Genomic DNA, 23,991 nt, shown 5'->3' with positions numbered 1-23,991 from the left:
GGCTACCAAAGCCTAGCCGGCGGCTGATGCGGCGGCCGTTTAGGCGGGCAGCAGAGCGTTCTACAGAGAAAAATACCGTCCCCGCCCGCGTGCCGCAAAAAGAAATAAGAGGCACGCGCCAAAGGCCCGGGTAAGCGGTTAAGCAACTTGGCCCGCCGGCAATCTACCCTGCCCGATGCGCCCCAAGTGCGTATCCTGAAAGCTGGTTGGGTATTTCAGGCCGTAACCCAGCAGGCGGTCGAAGGCGGCGTGGGCGAAGAGCACGGTACCGGCTAGCATGACCACAGGCATGCCCAACAACCAGCCAACCACGCCGCACGCCACAGCCAGGACTTTGTGGTGAAACAGGTTGTAGCTCAGTGCGCCCAGACGCGGGCCAGCCAGGTAGCCCAAGGCGCTCAGGTCGGGCAGCAGGAACACGGCGGGCAGCACCCACCAGGCGTAGGGCAGCTGCGAAAAGACCACTACGGCGAGCAGCAACTCGGCCAATTCCTCGATTTTCAGGGTAGTTTTCATGGCGTCAGCAACCTGTGAGGTGAAACAGAAACAACACCCCAAAGATCCGGCTGCCGACCACCGGCCGACGATAACAAAAGCTAAAAAAAAGACCAGCCCTAACCTCCCCGCGCCACCCGCGCCCGGATGCGGCTCAGCGACACCGGCGTAATGCCCAAGTAGTTGGCCACCAAGTGCTGCGGAATGCGCTCCAGAATTTTGGTTTTGCCCGACGCCAGCAGCGCCCGGTACCGCTCCTCGGGCGACAGCAGCAGTTGTTCCACCAAACGCGCATCGGTGCCCAGCAGGTGGTATTCCGCCACGAGGCGCCCAAACCGCTCGTACGCCGGAAACTGGTCGTACAGGTCGCGCAGCACAGCGTAGTCGAACACCACCAATTCAGCCTCGGTGAGAGCCTGAATGCTGAGTTGGCTGGGCCGGCAGGTGAGGCAACCGGGGTAGTCGGCCAACAAGTGATTTTCGAAGAAGAAATAGGTGGTGCGCTCTTCGCCGTCGGGGCGTGGGTAGAAGAGCCGCAGCGCGCCGCTGAGCACCAGCGCTACTTGCGGCCGGTACTGCCCGGCCTGCACGAAATACTCTCCACGCGCCAGTCGTTCAGTTCGCAACGCGGCTGCCAATGCAGCCCATTCGGCCTCGGTGAGGCTTGGCACGAAACGAAGCAGGTAGGCGTGCAAAGGGTGCATGCGGGCAAAAGTAACTTCCCCTACCAAATGAAATGACTTGGCACTGTTTCGCAACTCATACTGCCCCGTGCTGGTACCCGCTGCGTAGACGTCGTAACGTCACCAACAACTCAATGCCCCTGCACAGGCTCCTACGCCGGGGACTTCCGTCAGGGTCTGAATATCTGTCTCACTCCCAATTCCGTACAAACCGCTTCCGGCAGAAACTTCGCCGCAAGTCCGCGCTTGCGGTGACATTCTGGCAGCAAAAAACGGCGTTTGGGTTGCTGGTACGCGTCTTGTAAACCCTTCGCGGCCGCTAAAAGCTGCCACCTCAACTACAAGACACTTCACTCTACCTACGAACATACTCATGGGCAAAATCATTGGTATTGACCTCGGCACGACCAACTCGTGCGTGGCCGTGATGGAAGGCAACGAACCCGTTGTAATTCCCAACAGCGAAGGCCGCCGCACCACGCCGTCTATCGTCGCGTTTCTCGACAATGGCAAGGGCGAGCGGAAGGTTGGTGACCCGGCGAAGCGCCAGGCCATTACCAACCCCACCAATACTATTTCTTCGATCAAGCGCTTTATGGGCCGCAACTTCTCGGAGGTTTCCGAAGAAGCCAAGCACGTATCCTACGCCCTGGGCAGCGGCTCGAACAACACCGTCGGCGTGAAAATCGGCGACCGGCAGTACACCCCGCAGGAAATTTCGGCCATGGTGCTTCAGAAAATGAAGCAGACCGCCGAAGACTACCTCGGTCAGCCCGTAACCGAAGCCGTTATTACCGTACCGGCTTACTTCAACGACGCCCAGCGCCAGGCCACCAAAGAAGCCGGCGCCATTGCGGGCCTCGATGTGAAACGCATCATCAACGAGCCCACGGCCGCCGCCCTGGCCTACGGCCTCGATAAAGACCACTCGAACCACAAAGTAGCCGTGTATGACCTCGGCGGTGGTACGTTCGATATTTCCATCCTCGAGCTCGACAACGGCGTGTTTGAGGTACTGAGCACCAACGGCGACACCCACCTCGGGGGCGACGACTTCGACCAGGTTATCATCAACTTCTTGGCCGAGACCTTTCAGCAGCAGGAAAGCATGGACCTGCGTCAGGACCCCATGGCCCTGCAGCGCTTGAAGGAAGCCGCTGAAAAGGCTAAAATCGAGCTTTCGTCGTCGAACGAAACCGAGATTAACCTGCCCTACATCACGGCTACCAACACCGGTCCTAAGCACTTGGTGGTAAAACTGAGCCGCGCCAAGTTCGAGCAGCTCGCCGATTCGCTGATCCGTCGTTCGATGGAGCCGGTGAAAAAGGCCCTGCAAGACGCCGGTTTGTCGCCTTCCGACATCAACGACGTCATCCTGGTAGGTGGCTCAACCCGCATTCCGCGCATCCAGGAAGAGGTTGAGAAGTTCTTCGGCAAGAAGCCCTCGAAAGGCGTGAACCCCGACGAAGTGGTGGCCATTGGCGCTGCCATTCAGGGTGGTGTACTCACCGGCGAGGTGAAGGACGTGCTGCTGCTCGACGTAACCCCGCTGAGCCTCGGTATCGAGACGATGGGCGGCGTGATGACCAAGCTCATCGAGTCGAACACCACCATCCCGACCAAGAAATCGGAGACCTTCTCCACGGCTTCCGACAACCAGCCTTCGGTAGAAATTCACGTGCTGCAGGGCGAGCGTCCGATGGCGTCGCAGAACCGCACCATCGGCAAGTTCCACCTCGACAGCATTCCGCCCGCACCGCGCGGCGTACCGCAAATTGAAGTGACCTTCGACATTGACGCCAACGGCATTCTGCACGTGACGGCCAAAGACAAAGGCACCGGCAAGGAGCAGAAAATCCGCATCGAAGCTTCCTCGGGCCTTTCCGAGCAGGACATCGAGCGGATGCGCCAGGAAGCCCAGGCCAACGCCGAAGCCGACAAGGCCGAAGTGGAGCGCATTAAGAAGGTGAACGACGCCGACTCGATGATTTTCCAGACCGAAAAGCAACTCAACGAGTACGGTGAGAAGCTGAGCGCCGGCAACAAATCGGCCATTGAAGCGGCCCTTGCCGACCTGCGCAAAGCCCACGAAAGCAAAGACCTCGGCCAGATTGACACCGCCATGGCGGCCATCAACGCGGCGTGGCAAGCAGCCTCGCAGGAAATGTACGCCCAGGGTGGCGGCGGTGCCGAAGGCCAGCCCCAGGGCTACCCCGGCGGCGACGGTTTCCAGGGCGGCCAGCCCGGCGGAAACGGCCAGGGCCAGCCGCAAGGCGCCGGCCACGACAACGTGACCGACGTGGACTACGAAGAAGTAGACGGCAAGAAGTAATTCCAGCCCGTCGATAAGTAAAAAGGCCCGGAGCGTACGCTCCGGGCCTTTTTTGTTTAACCGTTTAAAGTTTCAACGCTACTAGCGTTGAGGTGAGCCGCTAAAACTTATGCAGCAACGTGCGGCCTTCCTTGTAATCTTCGAGGTAATACTTCGGCAGCTTCAAGGTTCGCGTTTGGGTTTTCACGCGCGGTTCCTCGTCCTCGTCTTTCGACTCCTCGGTGGTGGTGGTTTCGTTGCCCGTCAGCAGATCGGTGCTGATGGACTTCTCTTTTGAGCGACTGTAATGGCGCGTAACCTCTTCGTTTATGAGACGCAGGCGGCCGGTTTGCGGCTCAAACTTGAACTGCACGGTGCTGGACGAGCCCACGTCCCCGTCGAAGTCTCCGTGGGCCACTTCCAGCACGCCTTGCTCACTCAGCGTTAGCGCGGGTGCGCTGCCGGAGGAAAGAAAACAGCTGGTACAGTACAGCAATTGCGCCGTGAAACCGGCTCGGCGCCACATTCCCTCGGGTTGTGCAAGGGCCACTACCAGGGCCCGGTCGCGGGTGGGCACGCCGTTTTTGCCGGTGTATTGCGCCGTCTGAATCAGGGCCAAAACCGAATCGGGCTGCTGGTCGGCGTTAATATCAGCGCCGAGTCGCTGCTCTATGCGCCAGCCCTTGGGCACGAAATCGGCCAGTTTGGCGGCCGTCAGCGGCAGCTGCTGGGCACTAATTGCCTTGGATTGCGCCTGCGCGGCAAACGAGCCGGCTGCTAAGAATGCAGCGCAATAAAACGAGAACAAACGCGGTGATGCCATAAGTCCTCAAAGGTACCGCCGCAAACTGCCAGCACGCAAAAAGGCCGGCGCAAGGGCCGGCCTTTTTATACATAACGGTTACGCAAGCGGCCGCTACAAGCTTATTTCGCCGAGCTTCAAGTCTTCCAGAAAACGGGGCGTGGTGGGCACTTTCGCTTCTTTGCGCGAGGTGAGCTGGCGTGTACCGCCTTTATCGTTGGGGTCGGCATAAATACGTTCCGTCACCTGCTGTCCGGTTAAAAAATCGGAGTGGCGCACCGTGGTATCAATGCCTTTGCGGTTGCTTTTCACGTGGTGCTGGGCCACGAGCCGTACCCGGCTGGCGGTGGGCTCGAAGCGGAAATACAGCGTCATGTCCACGGTTTGGGCATTGCCGGCAATGTGCCGAATGCTCAGCTGACCCTTGCTGATAGCCATTTCGGGCACCCCGTCGGCACCTACCGACGTTTCGGCGCAGCCCACACACGGCACCACGGCGCCGGCTGCACCCACGCGACGAAACCCGGCGGGTTCGGCCAACAGCACCACCACGGCCCGTTCGCGCTTGGCATCGGGTGCATCGGAAGGGCGTTCCACCAGCAGCAGCACTTGGTCGGGTCGTTTGTCGGCGTTCAGGTCGCCGGCTACCTGGCGCTCCAGCAGCCAACCGGCCGGCACGAAAGCCATAGGGCGGGCGGCTTTGGCGGGCAGCATATCGGCCTTAAAAACCTGGTCGGTTTCCGTCGTAACCGACGAGCCCGCCAGCCAGCCGGTCAGCAAAAGGGTAAGGGGGAAATGCATAAGCGGAAATAAGTTGCAGGGCGCTGTCTTGTCTCCCGTTCGAACCACTTCCTCGTCGCTGTTAGTTCAGTCGGGCGCCTCCCAATTAGGGAAGCGCACCCGCGAGGGCGTCCTGTTTCGGGAACATTACAACAGAATGCAGATGAATATAATGAATATACAATTATTGATCAGCCTGTTTATTGGCTAGGCCTATCCTTTGGTAAGTTGCCGCCTCAAAACAGATTTCAACCTTCTTATTCGCTGGCAACGCCTGGCTATTGGCATCTATGGAGTTTCTGATAATGGGCGGCGGTATTGCCGGTTTGGCTACGGCCGTAGGGCTGCTTGGGCAGGGTCATGAGGTTCAGGTGTTTGAAGCCGCTGCGGAGCTGCGCGAAATTGGCGCGGGTGTGGTGCTGGGCGCCAACGCCATGCGCGCCCTCGACCGCCTTAGCCCCGAGCTGCACCGCGCTGCGCACGCCGCCGGCTACCCCGTGCGCCGCATTGGGCTGCTCGATGAGCGGGGCCGCGTGCTTAATACTGTGGACACCACGCCCTTTACCGAGCGCCTGGGCTACGACAACCTGGCTATTCACCGCGCCGATCTGCAACGCTTGCTGCTGGCGCAGTTACCGTCCGGCACTCTGCACCTCGGCCATGCCTTCGATCGGTTTGAGGAACAGCAGGGCCGCGTTACAGCCTATTTCACCAACGGCACCACCGCCACGGCCGATGCGCTTATCGGGGCCGACGGTATTCGGTCGGGGGTACGGCGGCAGCTGGTACCCGGCAGCGTGCCCCGGTACGCGGGCTACACCTGCTGGCGCGGCGTGCTGGATGCGTCGGTGCTGAATTTGCCGGCCGGGCATTCCACCGAAAGCTGGGGGCCGGCCGGGCGTTTTGGCTACGTACCGCTGGGCAATGGCCAGGTATACTGGTTTGCCTGCGTAAACAGCTCCACGCCCAATAACCCGGACTACCGCGCCTGGCGGCTGGCCGACGTGCAGCGCCGGTTTGCGGATTACCACTCCCCTATTCCGGAGCTTCTGGCCCTAACCCACGACGACCATCTGCTGTGGGGCGACATCATCGACCTGCAACCGCTGCGCACCTTTGCCTACGGCCGGGTGCTGCTGCTCGGCGACGCCGCCCACGCCACCACGCCCAATATGGGCCAGGGCGCGGGACAAGCCGTAGAGGACGCCGCCTCGCTTCCCCGCTGCCTGGCCGAGCGCCCATCGGTAACGGATGCGTTTCGGCTATTCGATGAACGACGCCGCCCACGCACGACGCGCATCGTTACCCAGTCGTGGCAGCTGGGCTGGGCGGCCCAACTGGAAAACCCCTTGCTCGTGTGGCTCCGCAACGCTGTAATGCGCCGGGTGCCGCCCGCCGTAAACGCCCGCCAAATGGCCTTTCTCTACGCCGATTGATGTTTTCAGGCCCGGCTGTCATGTCGGATCAGAATGGGATTTGGGCTCCGCAACGCGCGGCAGGAGCATGGCCTGTACTGCAGCTCGGCAGAAAATATTTCAATTCCTTAACACAAAAAGGCTAATATATATAGCCTATAACCTATCTTTCAGTCAGACTTTTTCCTTGATTTTATGAGAAAATTATACTCCCGGCTCTTGGCTGTTGTGTGTGGTGTGGCCTGTACCGGATGGCTGCATTCGGCGGCCCAGGCCCAGGGGCGTGCCGCGGCGCCGTATTTCCAGGACGAGGCCACGGCCAGCCGCACGGCACTTGGCGCGGCCCTGCTGAGTAGCCGCCCGCTCGTGCTTGATTTGGCCGGCTTGCGTGCAGCTCTAACGGCTGCGCCCACCGAAAGCCGCCCCGGCGCGGCACCGCTGGTAGTGGCCCTGCCCCTGCCCGATGGCAGCAGCAGCCGTTTTGCGGTGGTGGAAACGGCGCTGATGGCACCGGCGCTGGCCGCCCAGTTCCCGCAAATAAAAACCTACCGCGGAGTGGGCCTGGACGATCCTACGGCGAGCGTACGCCTGGACGTGACGCCGCGGGGTTTTCACGCGCAAATTTTATCGGCGCAAACGGGCACGGTCTACATCGACCCCAGCTCCCGCACCGACTCGCGGCATTACCTCAGCTTTTACCGGCGCGACATGAACCGGACTGCGCTGGGTGCGGCGCCGGTGTGCCAGTTTAAATCGACTCCTACCGAACAAGCCCAGGCCCGGCAACGCGTGGCGGTCAGCACCGGACCGGCCGCGGCCGAAATTGCGGCGGGCACCTCGCTGCGTACCTACCGCCTGGCGGTGGCCGCTACCGGAGAGTACACCGCTTTTAGGGGTGGCACCGTAGCCCTGGCCTTATCCGGCATCGTGACTACGGTGAACCGCGTGGTGGGCGTGTACGAGAAGGAAGTGGCCGTGCGCCTGCAGCTGGTGGGCAATAACGCCAACATCATTTACACCAACGCCGCCACCGACCCGTACTCCAACGGCAACCCGGGCGCGATGATTAACGAGGCCCAGACCAACATCACCAGCCTCATCGGCACGGCCAACTTCGACATCGGGCACGTGTTCGGCACCAACTCGGGCGGCCTGGCCGGCCTGGGCGTGGTGTGCAACGCCTCCAACAAAGCCCGCGGCGTAACCGGCAGCGGCTCCCCGGTGGGCGACGCGTTCGACATCGACTACGTGGCCCACGAAATCGGGCACCAGTTTGGCGCCGACCACAGCTTTAACACGAACCAGGGCGCCTGCGCCGGCAACGGCAACACCAGCACCGCTTTCGAGCCGGGCTCGGGCAGCACCATCATGGCTTACGCCGGTATCTGCGCCCCCGACGACCTGCAGGCCAACTCCGATGCGTATTTCCACTCGGGCTCGTTTCAGGAAATTCTGACCTTCATTGCCACCACCAGCTGCGGCACCTCCACGGCCACCGGCAATACCGCCCCCCTGGTAACCGTGCCCACGACCAGAACCCTGCCCATTGGCACGCCCTTCCGCCTGACGGCCAGCGCCACCGACGCCCAGAACGATGTGCTGACTTACAATTGGGAGCAAATGAACGGGGGGCCTTTTGCTGCGCTTAGCACCCCGCAGGTAGCCAACTCAAACGTGCCCTTGTTTCGCTCTTTCACACCCAGCACCTCTCCCACGCGCTATTTTCCGCGGCTGAGCAACTTGGTTAGCAACACCTCGAGCACGGCCGAGCGGCTGCCCACGGTAACGCGCTCCATGCGGTTTCGCTGCACCGTGCGCGACCAGCACAACGGCGCAGCCGGCGTGGTGGGCGGCGTAGATTACAGCACCGACGTAAACCTGAGCGTAACCAGCGCCGCCGGGCCGTTCCTGGTAACGGCGCCGAATACGGCCGTTACCTGGACCGGCGGCAGCGCCCAAACGGTTACCTGGAACGTGGCGGGCACCAGCGCCAACGGCGTGAACTGTGCCACCGTTAACATCCTGCTTTCCACCGACGGCGGCCTGACTTACCCCACCACCCTGGTCAGCGGCACCGCGAACGACGGTTCGGTTTCGGTTACCGTGCCCAGCGTAGCCACCAGCACGGCCCGCATTATGGTGGCGGCCGCCGATAATTACTTCTTCGATATTTCGAATGCTAACTTCAGCATTACGGCTCCCACGGCCTGCGCCGCGCCCACTGGCCTGAGCGTAGGCAGCATTACGCAGACCACGGCGTCGGTGAGCTTCACGGCCTCGGCCTCGGCTACGGGCTACACTGTGACGACCACGCCGGCCAGCAGCACCCAAAACGTCACGGCTGGTCCGGTTACGCTGTCGGGCCTGACGCCGGGCACTGCTTACTCGGTCAACATCGTCAGCAACTGCGCCGGCGGCACTACTTCCACGGCCGCCACGGCCGCCTTCTCGACTGCCGCCCCACCGCCCTGCAACGCCCCAACTAACCTGGCTGCCGGCAGCATCACGGCCAACTCGGCCGTCATCAGCTTTACGCCAAACGGCACCTCCAGCAGCTACACGGTAACAACGTTCCCGGCCACCACCACGCAAACCATCACGGCGTCGCCCGTCACGCTCTCGGGGCTAACCGGCGCTACCAACTACACGGTGAGCATTGTGGGTAACTGTCCGGACGGGGTAACGTCGGCGCCCGGCACGCTCGCCTTTGCCACGCGAGTGGCCAACGACGAATGCGCCACGGCCATTAACCTGGTATCGGCCATTAGCTGCGTTACCACTAGCGGCACCGTAACGGGCGCCACCCAGTCGCAGGGCCCTTCCACGTGCAATGGCGCCACCGGTACCTCGGCGCTGGACGTGTGGTATTCGTTTACCGCTACCGGCCCTACCCACACGGTAACCACCAACAGCGCCTTCGATGGTGTACTGCAGCTGTTTTCGGGCAGCTGCGGCAGTCTTACGTCTTTGGGTTGCCGCGATGCAAACGTGGCAGGTGGCGAAAGCATTACCGTTAATGGACTGACGGCCGGGACGCGGTATTTTGCTCGATATTACGCCTACACGGACGCGGGCACTCCGCAGCCCGCCAACGGCAACTTCACCATTTGCGTGACGGGCCCGGTAGCCCCGAGCTGCAATGCGCCCACTGCGCTGGCGGTGAACAGCATCACGCAGACCACGGCGTCGGTGAGCTTCACGCCGAGCGCCACGGCCACGGGCTACACCGTGACGACCACGCCGGCCAGCAGCACCCAAAACGTCACGGCTGGTCCGGTTACGCTGTCGGGCCTGACGCCGGGCACTGCTTACTCGGTCAACATCGTCAGCAACTGCGCCGGCGGCACTACTTCCACGGCCGCCACGGCCGCCTTCTCGACTGCCGCCACGCCCGCAACGGCCGCGCCGGTGCTGCTAACGCCGGCCAACGGCAGCCTGACCAGTGACAACACCCCGACATACAGCGGTACGGCCCCGGCCAGCAGCACCGTAACGGTGTTCGTGGACGGCAGCAGTATTGGCACTACGACGGCCGCTGCGGACGGCAACTGGACGCTGACGGCAGTGTCGGCCCTCACCGACGGCCCGCACACGGCCTACGCCACGGCCCAGAGCAGCGGCGCCACCATCAGCCCGAACAGCAACACCAACACGTTTACCGTTGACACCACGCCGCCGCCCGCACCGCTGGTGGCGCAGCCGGCTAACGGCAGCCAGACCAACGATAACACGCCTCTTTACGGTGGCACAGCCCAAGCTGGCTCGACGGTGACGGTGCTGGTGGACGGCAGCAGCATTGGTACCACCACGGCCACGGGAGCCGGCGCCTGGAGCTTTACGCAGCCCACGGCCCTGACCAGCGGCAGCCACACGGTGCGCGCCCGCGCCACCGACGCGGTGGGCAACACCAGCCCCGACAGCAACACCAACACCTTCACGGTGGATACCACGGCCCCGACGGTAGCCCTCAGCAGCACAACCGGTGCTTCGGGCAGCTCTACCTTAACCACGCCCTTTGTTTTCTCGGCAACGTTCAGCGAAAACGTATCGGGCTTCGCAGTCAGTGGCATTAGCGTGAGCAATGGCACGGTGAGCAGCGGCCCAACCGCCAGCACTGCTACCACCTACACCTTCCAGGTAACGCCCACCACGCCCGGCACCGCTACCACGGTCAGTATTTTGGCCGGAGCGGCCCAGGACGGTGCCGGCAACGGCAACGCGGCTTCCGCAGCGTACTCGCTTACCTACACGGTACCCGTTACCAGCACTACCTGGACCGGCAACGTGAGCACCGACTGGTTTACGGCCGCCAACTGGACAAACGGCGTACCCACCGCCACGCTCGACGCCGCTATTCCCGGCGCCGCCGCCAGCATGCCGCTGATTTCGGCCGGCACAGCGCTGACCAGAAGCCTGACCATCGGCAGCGGCGCCACGCTCAGCCAAACCGGCGGTACGCTTGAAGTGCACGCCAACCTGACCAACAACGGCAGCTTCGTGCCCACTGGCGGCACCGTGGTGCTGGGCAGCACGGCTCAGGCTAATGGCTCGAACATTTTGGGTAACAGCCGGGTACGGTTCTGGAACCTGACCGTCAACGCCAACGGAGTGCTGCTCTCCACCTCCGTCGGGGCCTCGGCCCGGCGCTTGGTAACGCTTAACGGAACGTTGGTAACCCAGAGCAACCCCTTCGTGCTGGAATCTGACGCCAACAATACGGCCCTGGTGGTGAACAACGGCGGCTTGGTGCAGGGCACGGCTACGGCGCAGCGCTACATCACGCCCGACCTGAACGCCGGCCCCGGCTACCGCCACGTATCGGCCCCCACGGGCAACGCCACGGTGAACAGCCTGAGCACGGCGGGCTTCTCGCCCACGGTGAATGCGGCCTACAACAGCTCGGCCACGCCCACGCAGGTCTCGCCCTTCCCCACCGTTTTTGGCTACGACCAGAGCCGGCTGGCCTCGGCCACCAGCAACCTGTCGGCTTTCGATAAGGGCTGGGCTTCGCCCGCCGGCACCACCGATGCGCTAACGGTGGGCAAAGCCTACACCGTGAACATGCCCGCCGGCCAGACGCTGAGCTTCACCGGCGCGCTGAACAACGGCACCCTGGCTCAAATACTGACCCGTAACAGCGGCGCCACCGCCGCCGACGCGGGCTGGCAGTTGGTGGGTAACCCCTACCCCGCCCCGCTCGACTACTCGCTGGTAGCCGCGGCCGACCGTTCGAACCTGGATGCGGCCATCTACATTTTCGAAAGCACCAGCCAGTACGGCGGCAACTACCGCAGCTACGTTAACGGCGTGGGCGGTAACCCCATTCTGCCGCTGGGCCAGGGCTTTTTTGTGCGGGTGAGTGCGGGCCAGACCAGCGGCTCGCTCAACTTCCGTAACTCCCAGCGGGTGACCAGCTACCAGAACCCCGTGTTCCAGCGCAGTGGCAACCGCCCGCTGGTGCACCTTACGCTGCGCGGCGCCACGGCGGCCCTGAAAGACGACTCCTACGTGTACTTTGAGGCCGGCGCCACGCCGGGCTTCGATGCGCAGTACGACGCGCTGAAGATTCAGCACAACAGCGGCGGTGCTCCCACGCTGTTTTCGTTGACCGAAACTACCGAGCTGAGCATCAACGGCCTGCCCCTGCTCACAGGCCAAACGGTGGTGCCGCTGGGCATTGCGGTGCCACAAGCCGGCACGTTCACCTTTGTGGCGGCCGAGCTGCTGAACCTGACCACGGCCAGCGTGTACTTACACGATGCCCAAACCGGCCAGGACATTAACCTGCAGCAGCAGCCGAATTACTCGTTCACGACCAGCGCGGCCGGCCTTCTTACCACGCGCTTCTCCCTGCGCTTTGAGCCCCAGCGCCCCACATCCACGACCAGCGCCAGCGCGCTGCAATTCAGCGTGTGGCCTAACCCCGCGGCGCAACAGGCCCGGCTGAACGTGGCCCTGAGCCAGCCCGTTACGCGGGGCACCTTAACGCTGCGCGACGTACTGGGCCGCACCCTGAGCACGCAAGGCTTCAGCGGCACCCAGACAACCGTTTCCACAACGGGCCTGGCTACTGGCACCTACCTGCTGGTGGTGGAAGCCCCGAACCACGCGCCGATAACGCGCCGCGTGGTGGTGGAGTAAACGTGACTACCGTTCATAAAAAAGCCTCCCCGGTTTCCCAGGGAGGCTTTTTTATGGATTCTGGAGGGTTTAAGTAATCAGTTTTTTGTGCGGAGCCGGGTGGTTGGCTTCTTCGCGCTCATCCTCTGTTTCTTCTTCAAAACCATCTTTAATTTTTTCCAGTGCCTCCGCGTGGTCTTCCGCGTCGGCTTCTTCCACGTTGGCTTCTTGTATGTGCTTGTCGTGGGGTTCGTAGCTGAGCTTGATGTAGATGGGAAAGTGGTCGGAGCCGACGTAGGGCAGCCGCTGCATGTCGTCGACCTTGAAGTGCGGCGACACGAACACGTGGTCGAGGGGCCAGCGCATGAGGCGGTGCTCGGCGTGGAAAGTGGGCAGCAGGCCGCGGCCCACGCGCGGATCCATCAGCCCGCTCACGCGCCGGAACAGCTCAGACGTGTGCGACCAGGCCACGTCGTTCATGTCGCCGAATACCACGGTGGGCTCGTCGTTGCGGTCGATTTCCTTGCCCACCATGAGCAGCTCGGCGTCGCGTTTGGTGCTGGTTTTGGCCTCCTGCGGCGCTGGTGGCTTGGGGTGCAGCCCGTACAGGCGCATACGCGAGCCGCCGGGCAGCTCCACCTGGGTATGAATGGAGGGCACGTCGTCGTCGAGCAGGTACTTGATTCGGCAGTCGTGCAGGGGCAGGCGCGAGAAAAACAGCAGCCCGTAGGTATTGTCGAGGGGTTCGTGGCAGAAATAGTGGTGGGTATGCTGCAGCGGGCGCAGCTGGTCGAGCCACCACGTGTCGGTTTCCACGGCTAGAATGATATCGGGGTCGGCTTCCTGAATGACCTTCATGGCCAGATCAGCCCGCTTGTTGTACTGCAACACGTTCATCATGAGCAGGCTCACGTGGCCGCGGTGGCCAGCAGCGGTACTGTCGCCTACCTGCTTCCGCACGAAGGGCGTATACGGCAGAATGCGCACCAGCTGGTACACGATGGCGGCGGCCAGCGCAATTACTACCCCACGGGAATCCCAACCGCGGTTCCAGAAGCCCAGTACCAGAGCCACTGGTAGCACCAAGCTCATGATGCCCACAATTTGCAGGCGCGGGAAATCAAAAACACGAATCCACCACGCCGTGTGGCGCAGTAGCGGCAGCAAAGTAGCCACTATACCCGCAACGCCCAGTACAGCTACAAGGCCGACAGCCAACTGCGCAAATGAAACGGAAAGCAAAGTGTGCACGAGGGGCTTAGAGGAAGAGAGGGGATGTTGAAGACTTGTACTACACCCCGCCGAGTTAGTTGCACCGGACGGCGCCGATTGCCTATATAGCAGTTAGCCAATTGCACCCTGCTCAGAATTCACGGCTTCTTATATGTCGTCGAGGCCGCCTTTACGCAGCTCGTCTACGGTTCGCATTACTTTGTCGCGCAGGGCTCCGCGGTATTTCTCCAGCGCATCGGCGAGGCGGGCGTTGCCCAGCGCCAGCATTTGCACGGCCAGCACGGCGGCATTGGCGGCCCCATCTACCGCTACGGTGGCTACGGGCACGCCGGTGGGCATTTGCAGCATCGACAGGATGGAATCGAGCCCGCCAATGGACGTGGGCACGTTAATGGGCACGCCAATAACAGGAATGGTGGTGAAAGCGGCCACCATGCCGGGCAGATGCGCAGCCCCGCCCCCACCGGCAATAATCACGCGCAGGCCGCGCTTGCGGGCTGTTTCGGCGTATTCCACCAGCCGGTGTGGCGTGCGGTGCGGCGACACCAGGGTGAGTTCGTAAGGTACCTGAAACTGGCGCAGCATGTCGGCGGCGGCGTTCATCACGCGCAAATCGGACTGCCCGCCCATGATTATGCCGACAATTGGCGTGGCGGTTTCCGGCGCGGAGGGAACGGGGGGAGGAGTAGTCATGAGTGAAAATGAGGCAATCGAACGTAGGCAACTCTAGAGTAGCATACGGCGCAGTCGTCAAACATAGCTATTTTGAGGGCACGCCGTATGCCACAGGCCGCTACCTTTGGCCCGCTCCCCTACCGTTCGCGCATGGAAATTCTGCTCGCCACGTTCACCACACTGTTCTCCGTCGTTAACCCTTTTGGGGCCATGCCGGTGTTTCTTACCCTCACCGAGCACGACACCGCAACCGGTCGGGCCGCCACGGCGCTGCGGGCGTGTATGTATATGGTGGGCGTGCTGGCGGTGTCGTTTTTCGCGGGGCAGTATATCCTGAACTTCTTCGGCATTAACATTCACCACCTGCGCATTGCGGGCGGCATTCTGCTCATGCGCTCCGCCTTCGATTTGCTTACGCCCGGCGGCAACCGCGCCAAAATTTCAGACGCCGCACTAGAGGAAAGCATGCACAAAGACGATATTTCGTTTACGCCCCTGGCCATGCCCATGCTTTCGGGGCCTGGCTCCATGGCCGTGTGCATCGGTCTGTTTACCGAGCGGCCGTCGTTTCTGGCCATGGGCCTCACGCTGCTGGGCTTCGTGCTGGTAGCACTGGCCAGCTATTTAATTCTGATGTCGTCGTTGCGGCTCACGCGTTTTCTGGGCCGGCCGGGCATGGCGGCGCTGGCGCGCATCATGGGTTTTCTGACGTTGGCCATTGGGGTGAATTTCCTGGCTACGGCCATTGTGGCGCTGTTTCCGGGGCTGACGCGGTAGGGATTATATAGTTCATCTTCTCCTATGAACTACACTCTAACTGTTGGCTTAGCCGTTTCTCTACTGCAGGCTACATGCCTTAACTACGATTTGGAACAGGCGGCTCAGGTTATTGACCGCGAGTTTTTTCGCAAGGGCTTCTGGCAGATGCCTTCTGTAGCGCAAACCGGGAATGTCATTTTTGTTACCAAACGCGAAGCCAAGAGAAATGCGGTTCTGGTTCCGATTCCAATAATGGTTATTGAAAGGGTAGGGCAACACGTAGTAGCGTGCAATGACCTGAAAATGGACCGCAGTCAGTTTATGGCTTTTGTGTTAGACAGAAACCAACCGGTAGCTATAATGACGCTTTTCGGCAATTTGGCTGGCATTTCTATTGAAGGCGAGGATGTAGATGCAAAAGCCCTCTACCGAACTTACCAACTACAGCCTAAATCATTTTTTTACTGCAGCACCGTAAACCGCTTCGCCTATATCGACCAAGGGCAACTGTATGTATGGAACGCGGAGATACAGCAGTTCAACAGTCTTATCCCTTGAGGTATCGAATACAAAACGCAGATGGGCTGATCCCGACAGGCTATCTTTGCCGCCTCTAGCCCGTTACCCATGCTCAAGAACGACCTCCTGCTCCGCGCCGCGCGCGGCGAACAAACCGAACGGACGCCCGTGTGGCTCATGCGCCAGGCCGGCCGCATTCTGCCCGAATACCGCGCCCTGCGCGCCAAACTGAGCGGGTTTAAGGAGCTCGTGGAAACCCCCGATCTGGCTGCCGAAGTAACCATTCAGCCCATCGACGCGCTGGACGTAGACGCGGCCATCATCTTCTCCGACATTCTGGTGGTGCCCGAAGCCATGGGCTTGACCTACGAAATGGTGGAAGCCCGCGGCCCGCTGTTTCCGCAAACCGTGCAATCGGCGGCCGATGTGGACCGCCTGCGCGTGGCCGACCCACACGAGCACCTCGGCTACGTGCTCGATGCCATTAAAGTCACCAAGCGTGCCCTAGGTGGCCGCGTGCCGCTCATCGGTTTTGCCGGTGCCCCCTGGACCATTCTGGCCTACATGGTGGAAGGCCATGGCTCTAAAACGTTCAGCAAAGCGCGCCGCCTGCTGTTCCAAGACCCCGAGCTGGCTCACCGCCTGCTGCGCAAAATCACCGATACCACCATTGCCTACCTGCAGGCGCAAATTGAAGCCGGGGCTAACCTGGTGCAGGTGTTCGATTCCTGGGCTGGCATTCTGAACCCGCAACACTACCAGGAGTTTTCGGCCCGCTACATCGCCGAAATCTGTGCGGCCATGCCCGCCGACACGCCCGTAACGGTGTTTGCCAAAGGCGCTTTCTTCGCGTATTCCGACTTCGCCCAAATGCCCTGCCGCACCATTGGGCTGGATTGGAACGAGGACCCACGCACGGTGCGCCCGCTCGTGGGCAACAAAACCCTGCAAGGCAACCTCGACCCCTGCGCCCTCTACGGCTCACCCGAGCAAGTGCGTGCGGCTACCATTGCCATGCTGGAACGCTTCGGCCCGCAGCACCACATTGCCAACCTCGGCCACGGCGTGTACCCCGACACCAACCCCGAGCGGGTTAAGGTGTTTATCGAAACAGTGAAAGAACACAGCTTGCGCATGCGACAGGATTTGGCGTAAATCCGTCTGCCTATAAAGTAGTCTGTCATCCTGCGCAACGCGAAGGACCTTCTTACTTCTAAACAAGTCGTGGTTACGACAATCGTTCAGTGGTGAGAAGGTCCTTCGCGTTGCGCAGGATGACAGTTTTGTTTTAGCTGTTCTACGTTCAGCAGGAAGTCAGGCAACTAAGCCAGCACTTCCGCGGCTTCGGCTTCTTCCAGCAGCCGCTGCTTCTCAATGGGCACCACGCCTACTTGCTCGCAGACGAGGCCACCGCCTAGGTTGGCCAGTTCGGCCATGTCGGCTGGAGCCAAGTTCAGGGCTACGCACAAAGCGGCAATGCTGATAACGGTGTCGCCGGCGCCCGATACATCGGAAATGGCGCGTACGTGGGCGGGCAGGTAGATGGGGCCGGTAGCGGCGGCGCAGAAAACGCCACGTTCCGATAGCGTCACCAGCACCATATCGGGCGACAAATGCGTGCGCAGCAGCTGCACGGCGTGCTCAAGGCCGGCGTTGTCGCCATCGGCAAATTCCAGCTTCAGGCCTTCGCGTAGTTCCTTCAGGTTAGGCTTGAACAGCGTGCAGCCGCGGTAGGCTAGGAAGTTGCGCTTTTTCGGGTCGACGACGGTGGGAATTCCCCGCTCGCGGGCCAGGGCAATGAAGCGGGCAATACGGTCGGCATTGAGCACGCCCTTATCGTAATCCTCGAAAATGACCACGTCGGCGCGGTCGAGCAACTGCTCGTAGCTTTCCGACAGGGCCGCGTCTTCGGTGGCGCTCAGGTCGGTCTCCACTTCTGCATCGATGCGCAAGAGTTGCTGCCCGTGGGCCAGAATGCGCTGTTTCACGGTGGTAGGCCGCTCGTCGCTGCGCACGAGGCCGTCGGCGGAAAGCTGGCGCTGGTGCATTTCGTGCAGCAGTTGGTCGCCGCCGCCGTCGCTGCCGATTACGGCGCACAGCAACGGCGTGGCGCCTAGGGCCTGAATGTTCAGGGCCACGTTGGCGGCGCCGCCGAGGCGTTGCTCGGTGCGCGTTACGTTCACAATGGGCACGGGCGCTTCGGGCGAGAGGCGGCCGGCGCGGCCCCACACGTAGGCGTCCACCATCACGTCGCCCACGATAAGCACGGTCAGGTTGTTGAAAGCGGCGAAGAGTTCGGGCAGCGAGGCGGGCGTGGCAGCGGGCATTGCAGGGTTCTGAGCGGGAAAGGCTGCAAAGGTAGCTTTGAGTTGTCAGTTGCGAGTTGGCAGTTCGCGGGAACGGCTGCGCTCGAATACTGACAACGAACAACTCACCCTGACAACTAATCTTTACTTACATCACCCCTAGCAGCTTAATGTGCCCGATGTGGTGCCGGCCGTGCCAGGCGTACTGGGCCAGGGCCTGATCGAGCGTAAACGTGCGCTGCAGCCGCGGGTGGTAAAATGTGCGCTGCCATTGCGCGTCGCTCAGGTGTTGAAGCAACAGCACCCAGCGTGTGTGCAGGCTTTCCAGCAGCGCCAGCGACACCGTGACAGGCGTGGCAGCTACGTCGGGCAAGTCACTCCACGCCTGTTCTTGGTACACCGGCACCGTAGGGTTTTCTTCCGTCAGGGCTTGCCGGAAACGCGCATAAAGCAGCGGGTGCATGTCGGCCAAGTGGTGAATTACCTGCCGGCCGTTCCAGCCGCCGGAGCGGTAGGGTTGTTCCAGTTTCACGCCGCCAGCCGCGCGTGCGGCAGCCGTTAGCTCCGCTGGCAATTCGGTAATCTGTTGGATGTAGCGGGCGCGTTCGGCGGCGGTTAGCGGCTGCTCGGGCAGCTGCACGCGGCCAATGGGAAAACGCAGATGGTCGTCGGAGGGCTGGGTCATGGCAGGGGCGGGAAGAAGATTCTAGTAGTGTAATCTGCGTCAATGACCAAAGCCGTTTGTCATCCTGAGCGCAGCGAAGGACCTTCTCAAGCAAGAACAAGTCGTAACGACAATTCACGTTCAGATGCGAGAAGGTCCTTCGCTGCGCTCAGGATGACGGGAAGATGCAGAAGTCCTTTGCTTCCGCTGCTTAGGTTACGCCAGCTTCGCCAAGCTCACCTTGATGCGGCGGAAGGCTTCGGCCAGCTTTTCATCGGCGGCGGCGGTGCTGAAGCGCAGGCACTGCGGGGCTCCGAACGCAGCGCCATCCACGGCGGCTACGTGGCCGTCGTTAAGCAGGTACATGGCCAGGTCGCAGGCGTTTTCGATGGTGTTGCCGTGCGGCGTAGTCTTTCCGAAGAAGGCCGACACGTCGGGGAACACATAGAAGGCGCCGCTGGGTTTGGGCGTTTTCATGCCCGGAATGTCCTTCACAATGTCCAGCACCAAGTCGCGGCGGCGGCGGTAGGCTTCCACCATTTCGTCGGCGGAGGAGCGGCCACCTTGCAGGGCAGCCAGGGCGGCGCGCTGGGCAATGGAGCAGGTACCGGAGGTAATTTGGCTTTGCATTTTCTCGCAGGCCACGGCAATTTCCTTGCAGGCGGCAATGTAGCCCACGCGCCAGCCCGTCATGGCGTAGCCCTTGGAGAAGCCGTTCACGGTAATCACGCGGTCCTTAATGGCCTCGAACTGCGCCATGCTCACGTGTTCCCCCACGAAGTTGATGTACTCGTAAATCTCGTCGGCCAGCACGTACACCTGCGGGTGGCGGGCCACTACCTCGGCAATGGCGCCCAGCTCCTCGCGCGAGAACACCGCGCCGGTGGGGTTGCAGGGCGAGGAGTACATGATGAGCTTGGTGCGCGGCGTAATGGCGGCTTCCACCTCGGCGGCCGTCACTTTGTAATCGTTTTCGAGGGAGCCCATGAGCGTGACGGTCACGCCCTCGGCCAGCTTCACCATTTCCTCGTAGCTCACCCAGTAGGGCGCAAACACGATAACTTCGTCGCCGGGGTTCACGAGGCTCATCACGGTGTTGGCCAGCGCCTGCTTGGCGCCCGTGCTTACCACAATGTTTTCGGGCTTGTAGTCGAGGTTGTTCTCGCGCTTCAGCTTGTCGGCAATGGCCTGACGCAGCTCGGGGTAGCCGGGTACGGGCGTGTAAAGCGTGTAGCCGTCGTCGATGGCTTTTTTGGCGGCGTCCTTGATGTATTGGGGAGTCTGGAAATCAGGTTCGCCAAAGCTTAGGCTGATAACATCGACGCCCTGAGCTGCCAGCTCGCGGGCCTTTTTGGCCATGCCGATGGTTTGGGACTCCTGCATGGCATTCAGGCGGTCGGAAAGGACCAACGTGGCCGGCGCGGTAGCGGTAGACATATGGGGAAACAGGCTGGGATGGGGAACAGTAGGGAAAGACTACAAAAGTACGCAGATGCGGCCGGAAGAAGCTCCGTCTACTCCTGCCCCAACCGCCGCAGATTGCGCAGCACCAGCGCCAAATCGGTAGCCGGCTCGTAATCCTTGGCGTAGAGCACTTCCAAGCGGCGGCGCGTGGCCTCGGTGAGCGGCGTACCGGTTTCCACGTGGTCGGCGGGGGAAAGAACGGCGCGGGGGGCGCGTTCCGGAGCCGAGGCGTGGCGCAGGCCCACCCAGGTGCGGCGGCCCAGCAGCACTTGCAGGGCGTTGCGCAGGTAACCGGCTTTTTGGCGTACGCCCCAAATAAGCAGCGGGGCGGCCAGCAGCAGGCCCAGGCTCAGGAAGAAATCCAGGATGCGCTTGTTGCGGCGCTGCTGCGGCTTGTAGAGGTTTAGCTCGATGTCCAGCGCGTAATAGTCGCCGGGCGAGTCTTTGGAGGAGCTGCCGATGATGTACTGGCTGTCTTCGGGCAGAATTTTGAAGGCCACGTGCGGAAAGCGCTGCTGCTCGTCCACCATCAGGGAAATGATGCGGTTGGCGGACAGGTCTTTGCCGCAGAAAATCAGCTCGTCGATGGCGTAAATGCGCAGGATTTCGTCGAGTTGGCGCACTTCGCCCAGCTGGTCGTCGTCGGGGGTAGGCACCGGGTTCGGACTTACGTAGCCGATGATGCGGGCCTGCACGGCGGCCTGCTCCAAAAGCTGGCGCACGCGGCGGCTTTCGGCGGGTGAGCCAACGATGGCAATGTTTTTCTGGCGTCGCTCGGTAAGGTTCAGGTCGCGGTAACGCAGGAAGTGCGTGAACAGGCGGCGCATAATCATGGCCACAATGGCCCAGCCGCCACCCAGCACAATGAGGGCCTTGGAGAAACGCCAGGCGTCGAGAAAGTTGCTGACGGCTGAAATGAGCACCGTGCCCACGGCCACGCCGCGCACGAGGCGCGAGGTTTTGGGTGGCTCGTCGTATCCTCCGCTCAGCCACGCACTGGTCAGCCAGATAAAAATGTACGCCGGCACGGCCACCAGCATGTACTGCGGCGGGTAATCGGTGGGCACGTACTTGTGGTTGTCTTCCCAATACCCTTTCAGGAAGAACATGCCCACGTAAATGATGAGGGCATCGAGCAACACCGGCCAGGCTTGGTCCCAGAAGCGCCGCACCACCGCTACGCCCGCCCGAAACCAGATGGCGCAGTTGATGAGCAGCGCAAACCAGCCCGCGCGCTGCGGCGCGAAGTGTTTGCGGGCGAAAATGACCATGGCGCGGTAAAACACGAACACGTAGTTCACGCTGGTGCGCTTGGTGCTTTCGCCCTTATAATGAATGATGCGGGTGCCGGGGAAGTAGTAGTTTTTCCAGCCACCCTGGGTGAGCCGGTACGAGAGGTCGATGTCCTCGCCGTACATGAAGTAGTCTTCGTCGAGCAGCCCGACCTGGTCGAGTGCCTTGCGGCGCATGAGCATGAAAGCGCCGCTGAGCACCTCTATTTCGTGGGTCTGGTCTTTGTCGAGGAAGCCGAGGTGGTAACGGCCAAACGTGCGTGACTTGGGAAACAGCGCCGCCAACCCAAATACCTTGTAGAAGGCCACCCAGGGCGTGGGCAGGCCGCGCTTGCTTTCGGGCAGAAACTTGCCCTGGCCGTCGAGCATTTTCACGCCCAAGCCGCCGCACTCGGGATGCGCATCCATGAACTCGCAACAGAGGCGGAAGGTGTCTTCCTCCACCACGGTGTCGGGGTTCAAGAGCAGCACATGCTCGCCTTTCGATTCCCGAATGGCCTGGTTGTTGGCCTTCGAGAAACCGGGGTTGTCGCGGTTGGCAATGAGCTTTACCTCCGGGAAACGCTCCCGCACCATGGCCACCGAGCCGTCGACGGAGTTGTTATCGACCACCCACACTTCCACCGGGGCACCCAGCTTCTCCACCGCCCGCCGCACCGACAACAACGTTTGCTCCAGGAAGTAGCAGACGTTGTAGTTGACAATAACGACGGAAAGCTTGACAGCAGCAGACACAAACAGGACTTAGGAGCGCGAGGGGCCGCGAAAGTTAAGCAGAGTTTGCCTCACCCCCCGGCTTCTGTAGCCTCACCCCCGGCCCCTCTCCCGTGGAGAGGGGAGCCACGGCGGCGCGGTGCCGCGTGTTCCTACGACTTGGAGTCGTAGAAATCCTATTATTGAACGGCTATCAGAACGACCTCCATAACAACCCAAGCGGCGCGGCACCGGGCGGGGCCGGCAAGCTAAGCTTGCCGGCCCCGCGTCGTTGAACGAAATCGTTGCTGAAGTTGCTGACTTCAGGCTCCCCCTCTCCCCTAGGAGAGGGGGCCGGGGGGTGAGGCCGTCAGCAACGCCACGCACTGCCGGGCAATTTCCAGCTCTTCGTTGGTAGGAATGACCAGCACTTTCACAGGCGCGGCCGGCTCGTTTATTTCCCTTAGGCTGCGGCTGCGCTTTTGGTTGCGGGCTTCATCGAGACAGATGCCCAGAAACGCCAACCCGTCGCAGGCCAGGCGGCGCACCTCGGCATCGTTCTCCCCTACCCCGGCGGTAAACACCACGGCATCCAGCCCGCCGAGCACGGCCGCGTAGGCCCCGATGTACTTGCGGATGCGGTAGCCGTAGAGGTGCAGCGCCAGGGTGGCTTCCGCGTCGCCGTTGGCCACGGCCTGGCCTACGTCGCGCATGTCGCTGAAGCCGGTGAGGCCCAGCATGCCGCTTTGCTTGTTGAGCAGGGTATGCACCTGCTCCGGGGAGTAGCCCAGCTGGTTAATGAGGTGAAAGATGATGGAGGGGTCGATGTCGCCGGAACGGGTGCCCATTACCAGCCCGCCCATGGGGCCCAGGCCCATACTGGTTTCCACGGAGCGGCCGCCCTGCACGGCCGTGATACTGCTGCCGTTGCCCAGGTGCACGGTAATGATGCGGGCGGCGGGGTTGAGCAAGTAGGCGGCGGCCTGCTCGGCCACGTACTTGTGGCTGGTGCCGTGAAAGCCGTAGGCCCGAATGCCGTGCTCGTGGTAGAGCGCAGCGGGCAGGGCGTAACGGTAGGCGTGCGCGGGCAGGGTTTGGTGGAAGGCCGTATCGAACACCGCCACTTGCTTGGCCCGCGGAAACAGCTGCTCGGCCACTTCAATGCCGAGGTAATTGGCCGGATTATGTAGCGGCGCCAGCGCAAACAGGCTCTTGATTTTGGCCTTCACCGCCGGCGTAACCAGCGTGGTGGCCGCAAATTCCTCGCCGCCGTGCACCACGCGGTGGCCGATAACGTCGATGTCGTTCGGGTCCTGTATAACGCGTGCTTCACCTTCCGTGAGCAGGTTCACCACCTCGCGCAGACCGGCGGCGTGGTCGGGTAACTCCAGAATACGCTGCAGTTTCTGCGGCTCCGCAGGGGCGCTGAACACGGTGTGGCTAATAACGGAATCGGGCAGGCCGATGCGCTCAATCAGGCCACTGCACACGGGCTGCTCGGCGGGCCAGCGGAAAAGCTGGTACTTGATGGACGAGCTGCCGGAGTTGACGACGAATATGTTCATGCGTTGAGGTTTGCTGTAGCCTATTGCCGCGACATCTGCCAGCCGAAAACTACTACCGTTCACGAGTATACGGTAGTTCAGGAGCAAATTGCCCGGCACAACCACCCCTTAGCCGTTGTTGCAGCGCATCAACTATGTATGGCAGTGGTTCGTACCATGTGCTTTCTTACATGCTTGCCTGCTTGTGATACGGAGCGGACAAATTCAGAAAGCTT

At 61.7% G+C, this 23,991-nt stretch carries 17 protein-coding genes; 6 read left to right on the top strand and 11 right to left on the bottom strand.

Annotated features, from left to right (window positions below):
- Positions 1 to 138: 138 nt before the first annotated feature.
- Positions 139 to 516 carry a DUF4260 domain-containing protein gene (locus ABD903_RS02720; RefSeq protein ID WP_345221152.1) on the bottom strand — a complete coding sequence of 126 codons (378 nt, stop codon included), beginning with the start codon at positions 514 to 516 and terminating at the stop codon, positions 139 to 141.
- 98 nt (positions 517 to 614) lie between these two features.
- Complete coding sequence (locus tag ABD903_RS02715; protein ID WP_345221150.1) at positions 615 to 1,199, bottom strand: Crp/Fnr family transcriptional regulator; 585 nt, start codon at positions 1,197 to 1,199, stop codon at positions 615 to 617.
- Positions 1,200 to 1,551: 352 nt separating this feature from the next.
- Here ABD903_RS02715 and dnaK point away from each other — a divergent pair, with 352 nt between their 5' ends.
- On the top strand, positions 1,552 to 3,510 hold the full coding sequence (dnaK, locus tag ABD903_RS02710) for a molecular chaperone DnaK (RefSeq protein ID WP_345221149.1): 1,959 nt from the start codon (positions 1,552 to 1,554) through the stop codon (positions 3,508 to 3,510).
- Positions 3,511 to 3,610: 100 nt separating this feature from the next.
- On the opposite strand, the gene ABD903_RS02705 is transcribed toward dnaK, so the two are convergent.
- The gene (locus ABD903_RS02705) at positions 3,611 to 4,312 is read right to left on the bottom strand and encodes a hypothetical protein (protein WP_345221148.1); all 702 of its coding nucleotides are present in this window, start codon (positions 4,310 to 4,312) and stop codon (positions 3,611 to 3,613) included.
- A gap of 93 nt (positions 4,313 to 4,405) precedes the next feature.
- Positions 4,406 to 5,092 (bottom strand): hypothetical protein, encoded by a 687-nt coding sequence (locus ABD903_RS02700; RefSeq protein ID WP_345221146.1) that lies wholly within the window; start codon positions 5,090 to 5,092, stop codon positions 4,406 to 4,408.
- A gap of 269 nt (positions 5,093 to 5,361) precedes the next feature.
- Between ABD903_RS02700 and ABD903_RS02695 the strand changes: the two genes are divergently transcribed.
- Entirely contained in the window at positions 5,362 to 6,507 is a 1,146-nt protein-coding gene (locus tag ABD903_RS02695) for an FAD-dependent monooxygenase (RefSeq protein ID WP_345221145.1), read from the top strand.
- A 174-nt stretch (positions 6,508 to 6,681) separates the two neighbouring features.
- Entirely contained in the window at positions 6,682 to 12,627 is a 5,946-nt protein-coding gene (locus tag ABD903_RS02690; RefSeq protein ID WP_345221143.1) for a reprolysin-like metallopeptidase, read from the top strand.
- A 69-nt stretch (positions 12,628 to 12,696) separates the two neighbouring features.
- Here the strand turns inward: ABD903_RS02690 and ABD903_RS02685 are convergent, their stop codons facing one another.
- Both ABD903_RS02685 and purE read right to left on the bottom strand, forming a co-directional pair.
- The gene (locus ABD903_RS02685; protein ID WP_345221141.1) at positions 12,697 to 13,857 is read right to left on the bottom strand and encodes an endonuclease/exonuclease/phosphatase family protein; all 1,161 of its coding nucleotides are present in this window, start codon (positions 13,855 to 13,857) and stop codon (positions 12,697 to 12,699) included.
- 129 nt (positions 13,858 to 13,986) lie between these two features.
- Positions 13,987 to 14,532: a 5-(carboxyamino)imidazole ribonucleotide mutase gene (gene purE / locus ABD903_RS02680; protein ID WP_345221139.1), complete on the bottom strand. Its 546-nt coding sequence runs from the start codon at positions 14,530 to 14,532 to the stop codon at positions 13,987 to 13,989.
- A gap of 132 nt (positions 14,533 to 14,664) precedes the next feature.
- Between purE and ABD903_RS02675 the strand changes: the two genes are divergently transcribed.
- The 3 genes from ABD903_RS02675 to hemE all read left to right on the top strand — a co-directional run bounded on the left by ABD903_RS02675 (position 14,665) and on the right by hemE (position 16,947).
- Positions 14,665 to 15,291, top strand: coding sequence for a MarC family protein (locus ABD903_RS02675; protein WP_345221137.1), 627 nt, complete (start codon positions 14,665 to 14,667; stop codon positions 15,289 to 15,291).
- Positions 15,292 to 15,315: 24 nt separating this feature from the next.
- Positions 15,316 to 15,831, top strand: coding sequence for a hypothetical protein (locus ABD903_RS02670; protein WP_345221135.1), 516 nt, complete (start codon positions 15,316 to 15,318; stop codon positions 15,829 to 15,831).
- Positions 15,832 to 15,900: 69 nt separating this feature from the next.
- On the top strand, positions 15,901 to 16,947 hold the full coding sequence (hemE, locus tag ABD903_RS02665; protein WP_345221133.1) for a uroporphyrinogen decarboxylase: 1,047 nt from the start codon (positions 15,901 to 15,903) through the stop codon (positions 16,945 to 16,947).
- A gap of 167 nt (positions 16,948 to 17,114) precedes the next feature.
- Here hemE and ABD903_RS02660 read toward each other — a convergent pair whose 3' ends face one another.
- The 5 genes from ABD903_RS02660 to ABD903_RS02640 form a co-directional block, all read right to left on the bottom strand.
- The gene (locus ABD903_RS02660) at positions 17,115 to 18,119 is read right to left on the bottom strand and encodes a bifunctional heptose 7-phosphate kinase/heptose 1-phosphate adenyltransferase (protein WP_345221131.1); all 1,005 of its coding nucleotides are present in this window, start codon (positions 18,117 to 18,119) and stop codon (positions 17,115 to 17,117) included.
- A 127-nt stretch (positions 18,120 to 18,246) separates the two neighbouring features.
- Complete coding sequence (locus ABD903_RS02655) at positions 18,247 to 18,783, bottom strand: YfiT family bacillithiol transferase (protein WP_345221129.1); 537 nt, start codon at positions 18,781 to 18,783, stop codon at positions 18,247 to 18,249.
- A 195-nt stretch (positions 18,784 to 18,978) separates the two neighbouring features.
- A complete protein-coding gene (locus ABD903_RS02650) occupies positions 18,979 to 20,199 on the bottom strand; it encodes a pyridoxal phosphate-dependent aminotransferase (protein ID WP_345221127.1) in 1,221 nt (406 codons plus the stop codon).
- 77 nt (positions 20,200 to 20,276) lie between these two features.
- Entirely contained in the window at positions 20,277 to 22,253 is a 1,977-nt protein-coding gene (locus ABD903_RS02645) for a glycosyltransferase family 2 protein (protein ID WP_345221125.1), read from the bottom strand.
- A gap of 299 nt (positions 22,254 to 22,552) precedes the next feature.
- Complete coding sequence (locus ABD903_RS02640) at positions 22,553 to 23,776, bottom strand: acetate/propionate family kinase (RefSeq protein WP_345221123.1); 1,224 nt, start codon at positions 23,774 to 23,776, stop codon at positions 22,553 to 22,555.
- Positions 23,777 to 23,991: the final 215 nt, after the last annotated feature.

Origin of the sequence: Hymenobacter koreensis (assembly GCF_039541855.1) — a bacterium.
In the GTDB taxonomy this organism is placed as follows: Bacteria; Bacteroidota; Bacteroidia; order Cytophagales; family Hymenobacteraceae; genus Solirubrum; species Solirubrum koreensis.
Note: the sequence above shows the minus strand (reverse complement) of the source record. Positions and strands in the feature narration are given on the sequence as shown.

Coding starts and splice junctions, on each gene's coding strand:
- ABD903_RS02720 (WP_345221152.1), bottom strand. CDS start 516: ATGAAAACTACCCTGAAAATCGAGGAATTGGCCGAGTTGCTGCTCGCC.
- ABD903_RS02715 (WP_345221150.1), bottom strand. CDS start 1,199: ATGCACCCTTTGCACGCCTACCTGCTTCGTTTCGTGCCAAGCCTCACC.
- dnaK (WP_345221149.1), top strand. CDS start 1,552: ATGGGCAAAATCATTGGTATTGACCTCGGCACGACCAACTCGTGCGTG.
- ABD903_RS02705 (WP_345221148.1), bottom strand. CDS start 4,312: ATGGCATCACCGCGTTTGTTCTCGTTTTATTGCGCTGCATTCTTAGCA.
- ABD903_RS02700 (WP_345221146.1), bottom strand. CDS start 5,092: ATGCATTTCCCCCTTACCCTTTTGCTGACCGGCTGGCTGGCGGGCTCG.
- ABD903_RS02695 (WP_345221145.1), top strand. CDS start 5,362: ATGGAGTTTCTGATAATGGGCGGCGGTATTGCCGGTTTGGCTACGGCC.
- ABD903_RS02690 (WP_345221143.1), top strand. CDS start 6,682: ATGAGAAAATTATACTCCCGGCTCTTGGCTGTTGTGTGTGGTGTGGCC.
- purE (WP_345221139.1), bottom strand. CDS start 14,532: ATGACTACTCCTCCCCCCGTTCCCTCCGCGCCGGAAACCGCCACGCCA.
- ABD903_RS02675 (WP_345221137.1), top strand. CDS start 14,665: ATGGAAATTCTGCTCGCCACGTTCACCACACTGTTCTCCGTCGTTAAC.
- ABD903_RS02670 (WP_345221135.1), top strand. CDS start 15,316: ATGAACTACACTCTAACTGTTGGCTTAGCCGTTTCTCTACTGCAGGCT.
- hemE (WP_345221133.1), top strand. CDS start 15,901: ATGCTCAAGAACGACCTCCTGCTCCGCGCCGCGCGCGGCGAACAAACC.
- ABD903_RS02660 (WP_345221131.1), bottom strand. CDS start 18,119: ATGCCCGCTGCCACGCCCGCCTCGCTGCCCGAACTCTTCGCCGCTTTC.
- ABD903_RS02655 (WP_345221129.1), bottom strand. CDS start 18,783: ATGACCCAGCCCTCCGACGACCATCTGCGTTTTCCCATTGGCCGCGTG.
- ABD903_RS02650 (WP_345221127.1), bottom strand. CDS start 20,199: ATGTCTACCGCTACCGCGCCGGCCACGTTGGTCCTTTCCGACCGCCTG.
- ABD903_RS02640 (WP_345221123.1), bottom strand. CDS start 23,776: ATGAACATATTCGTCGTCAACTCCGGCAGCTCGTCCATCAAGTACCAG.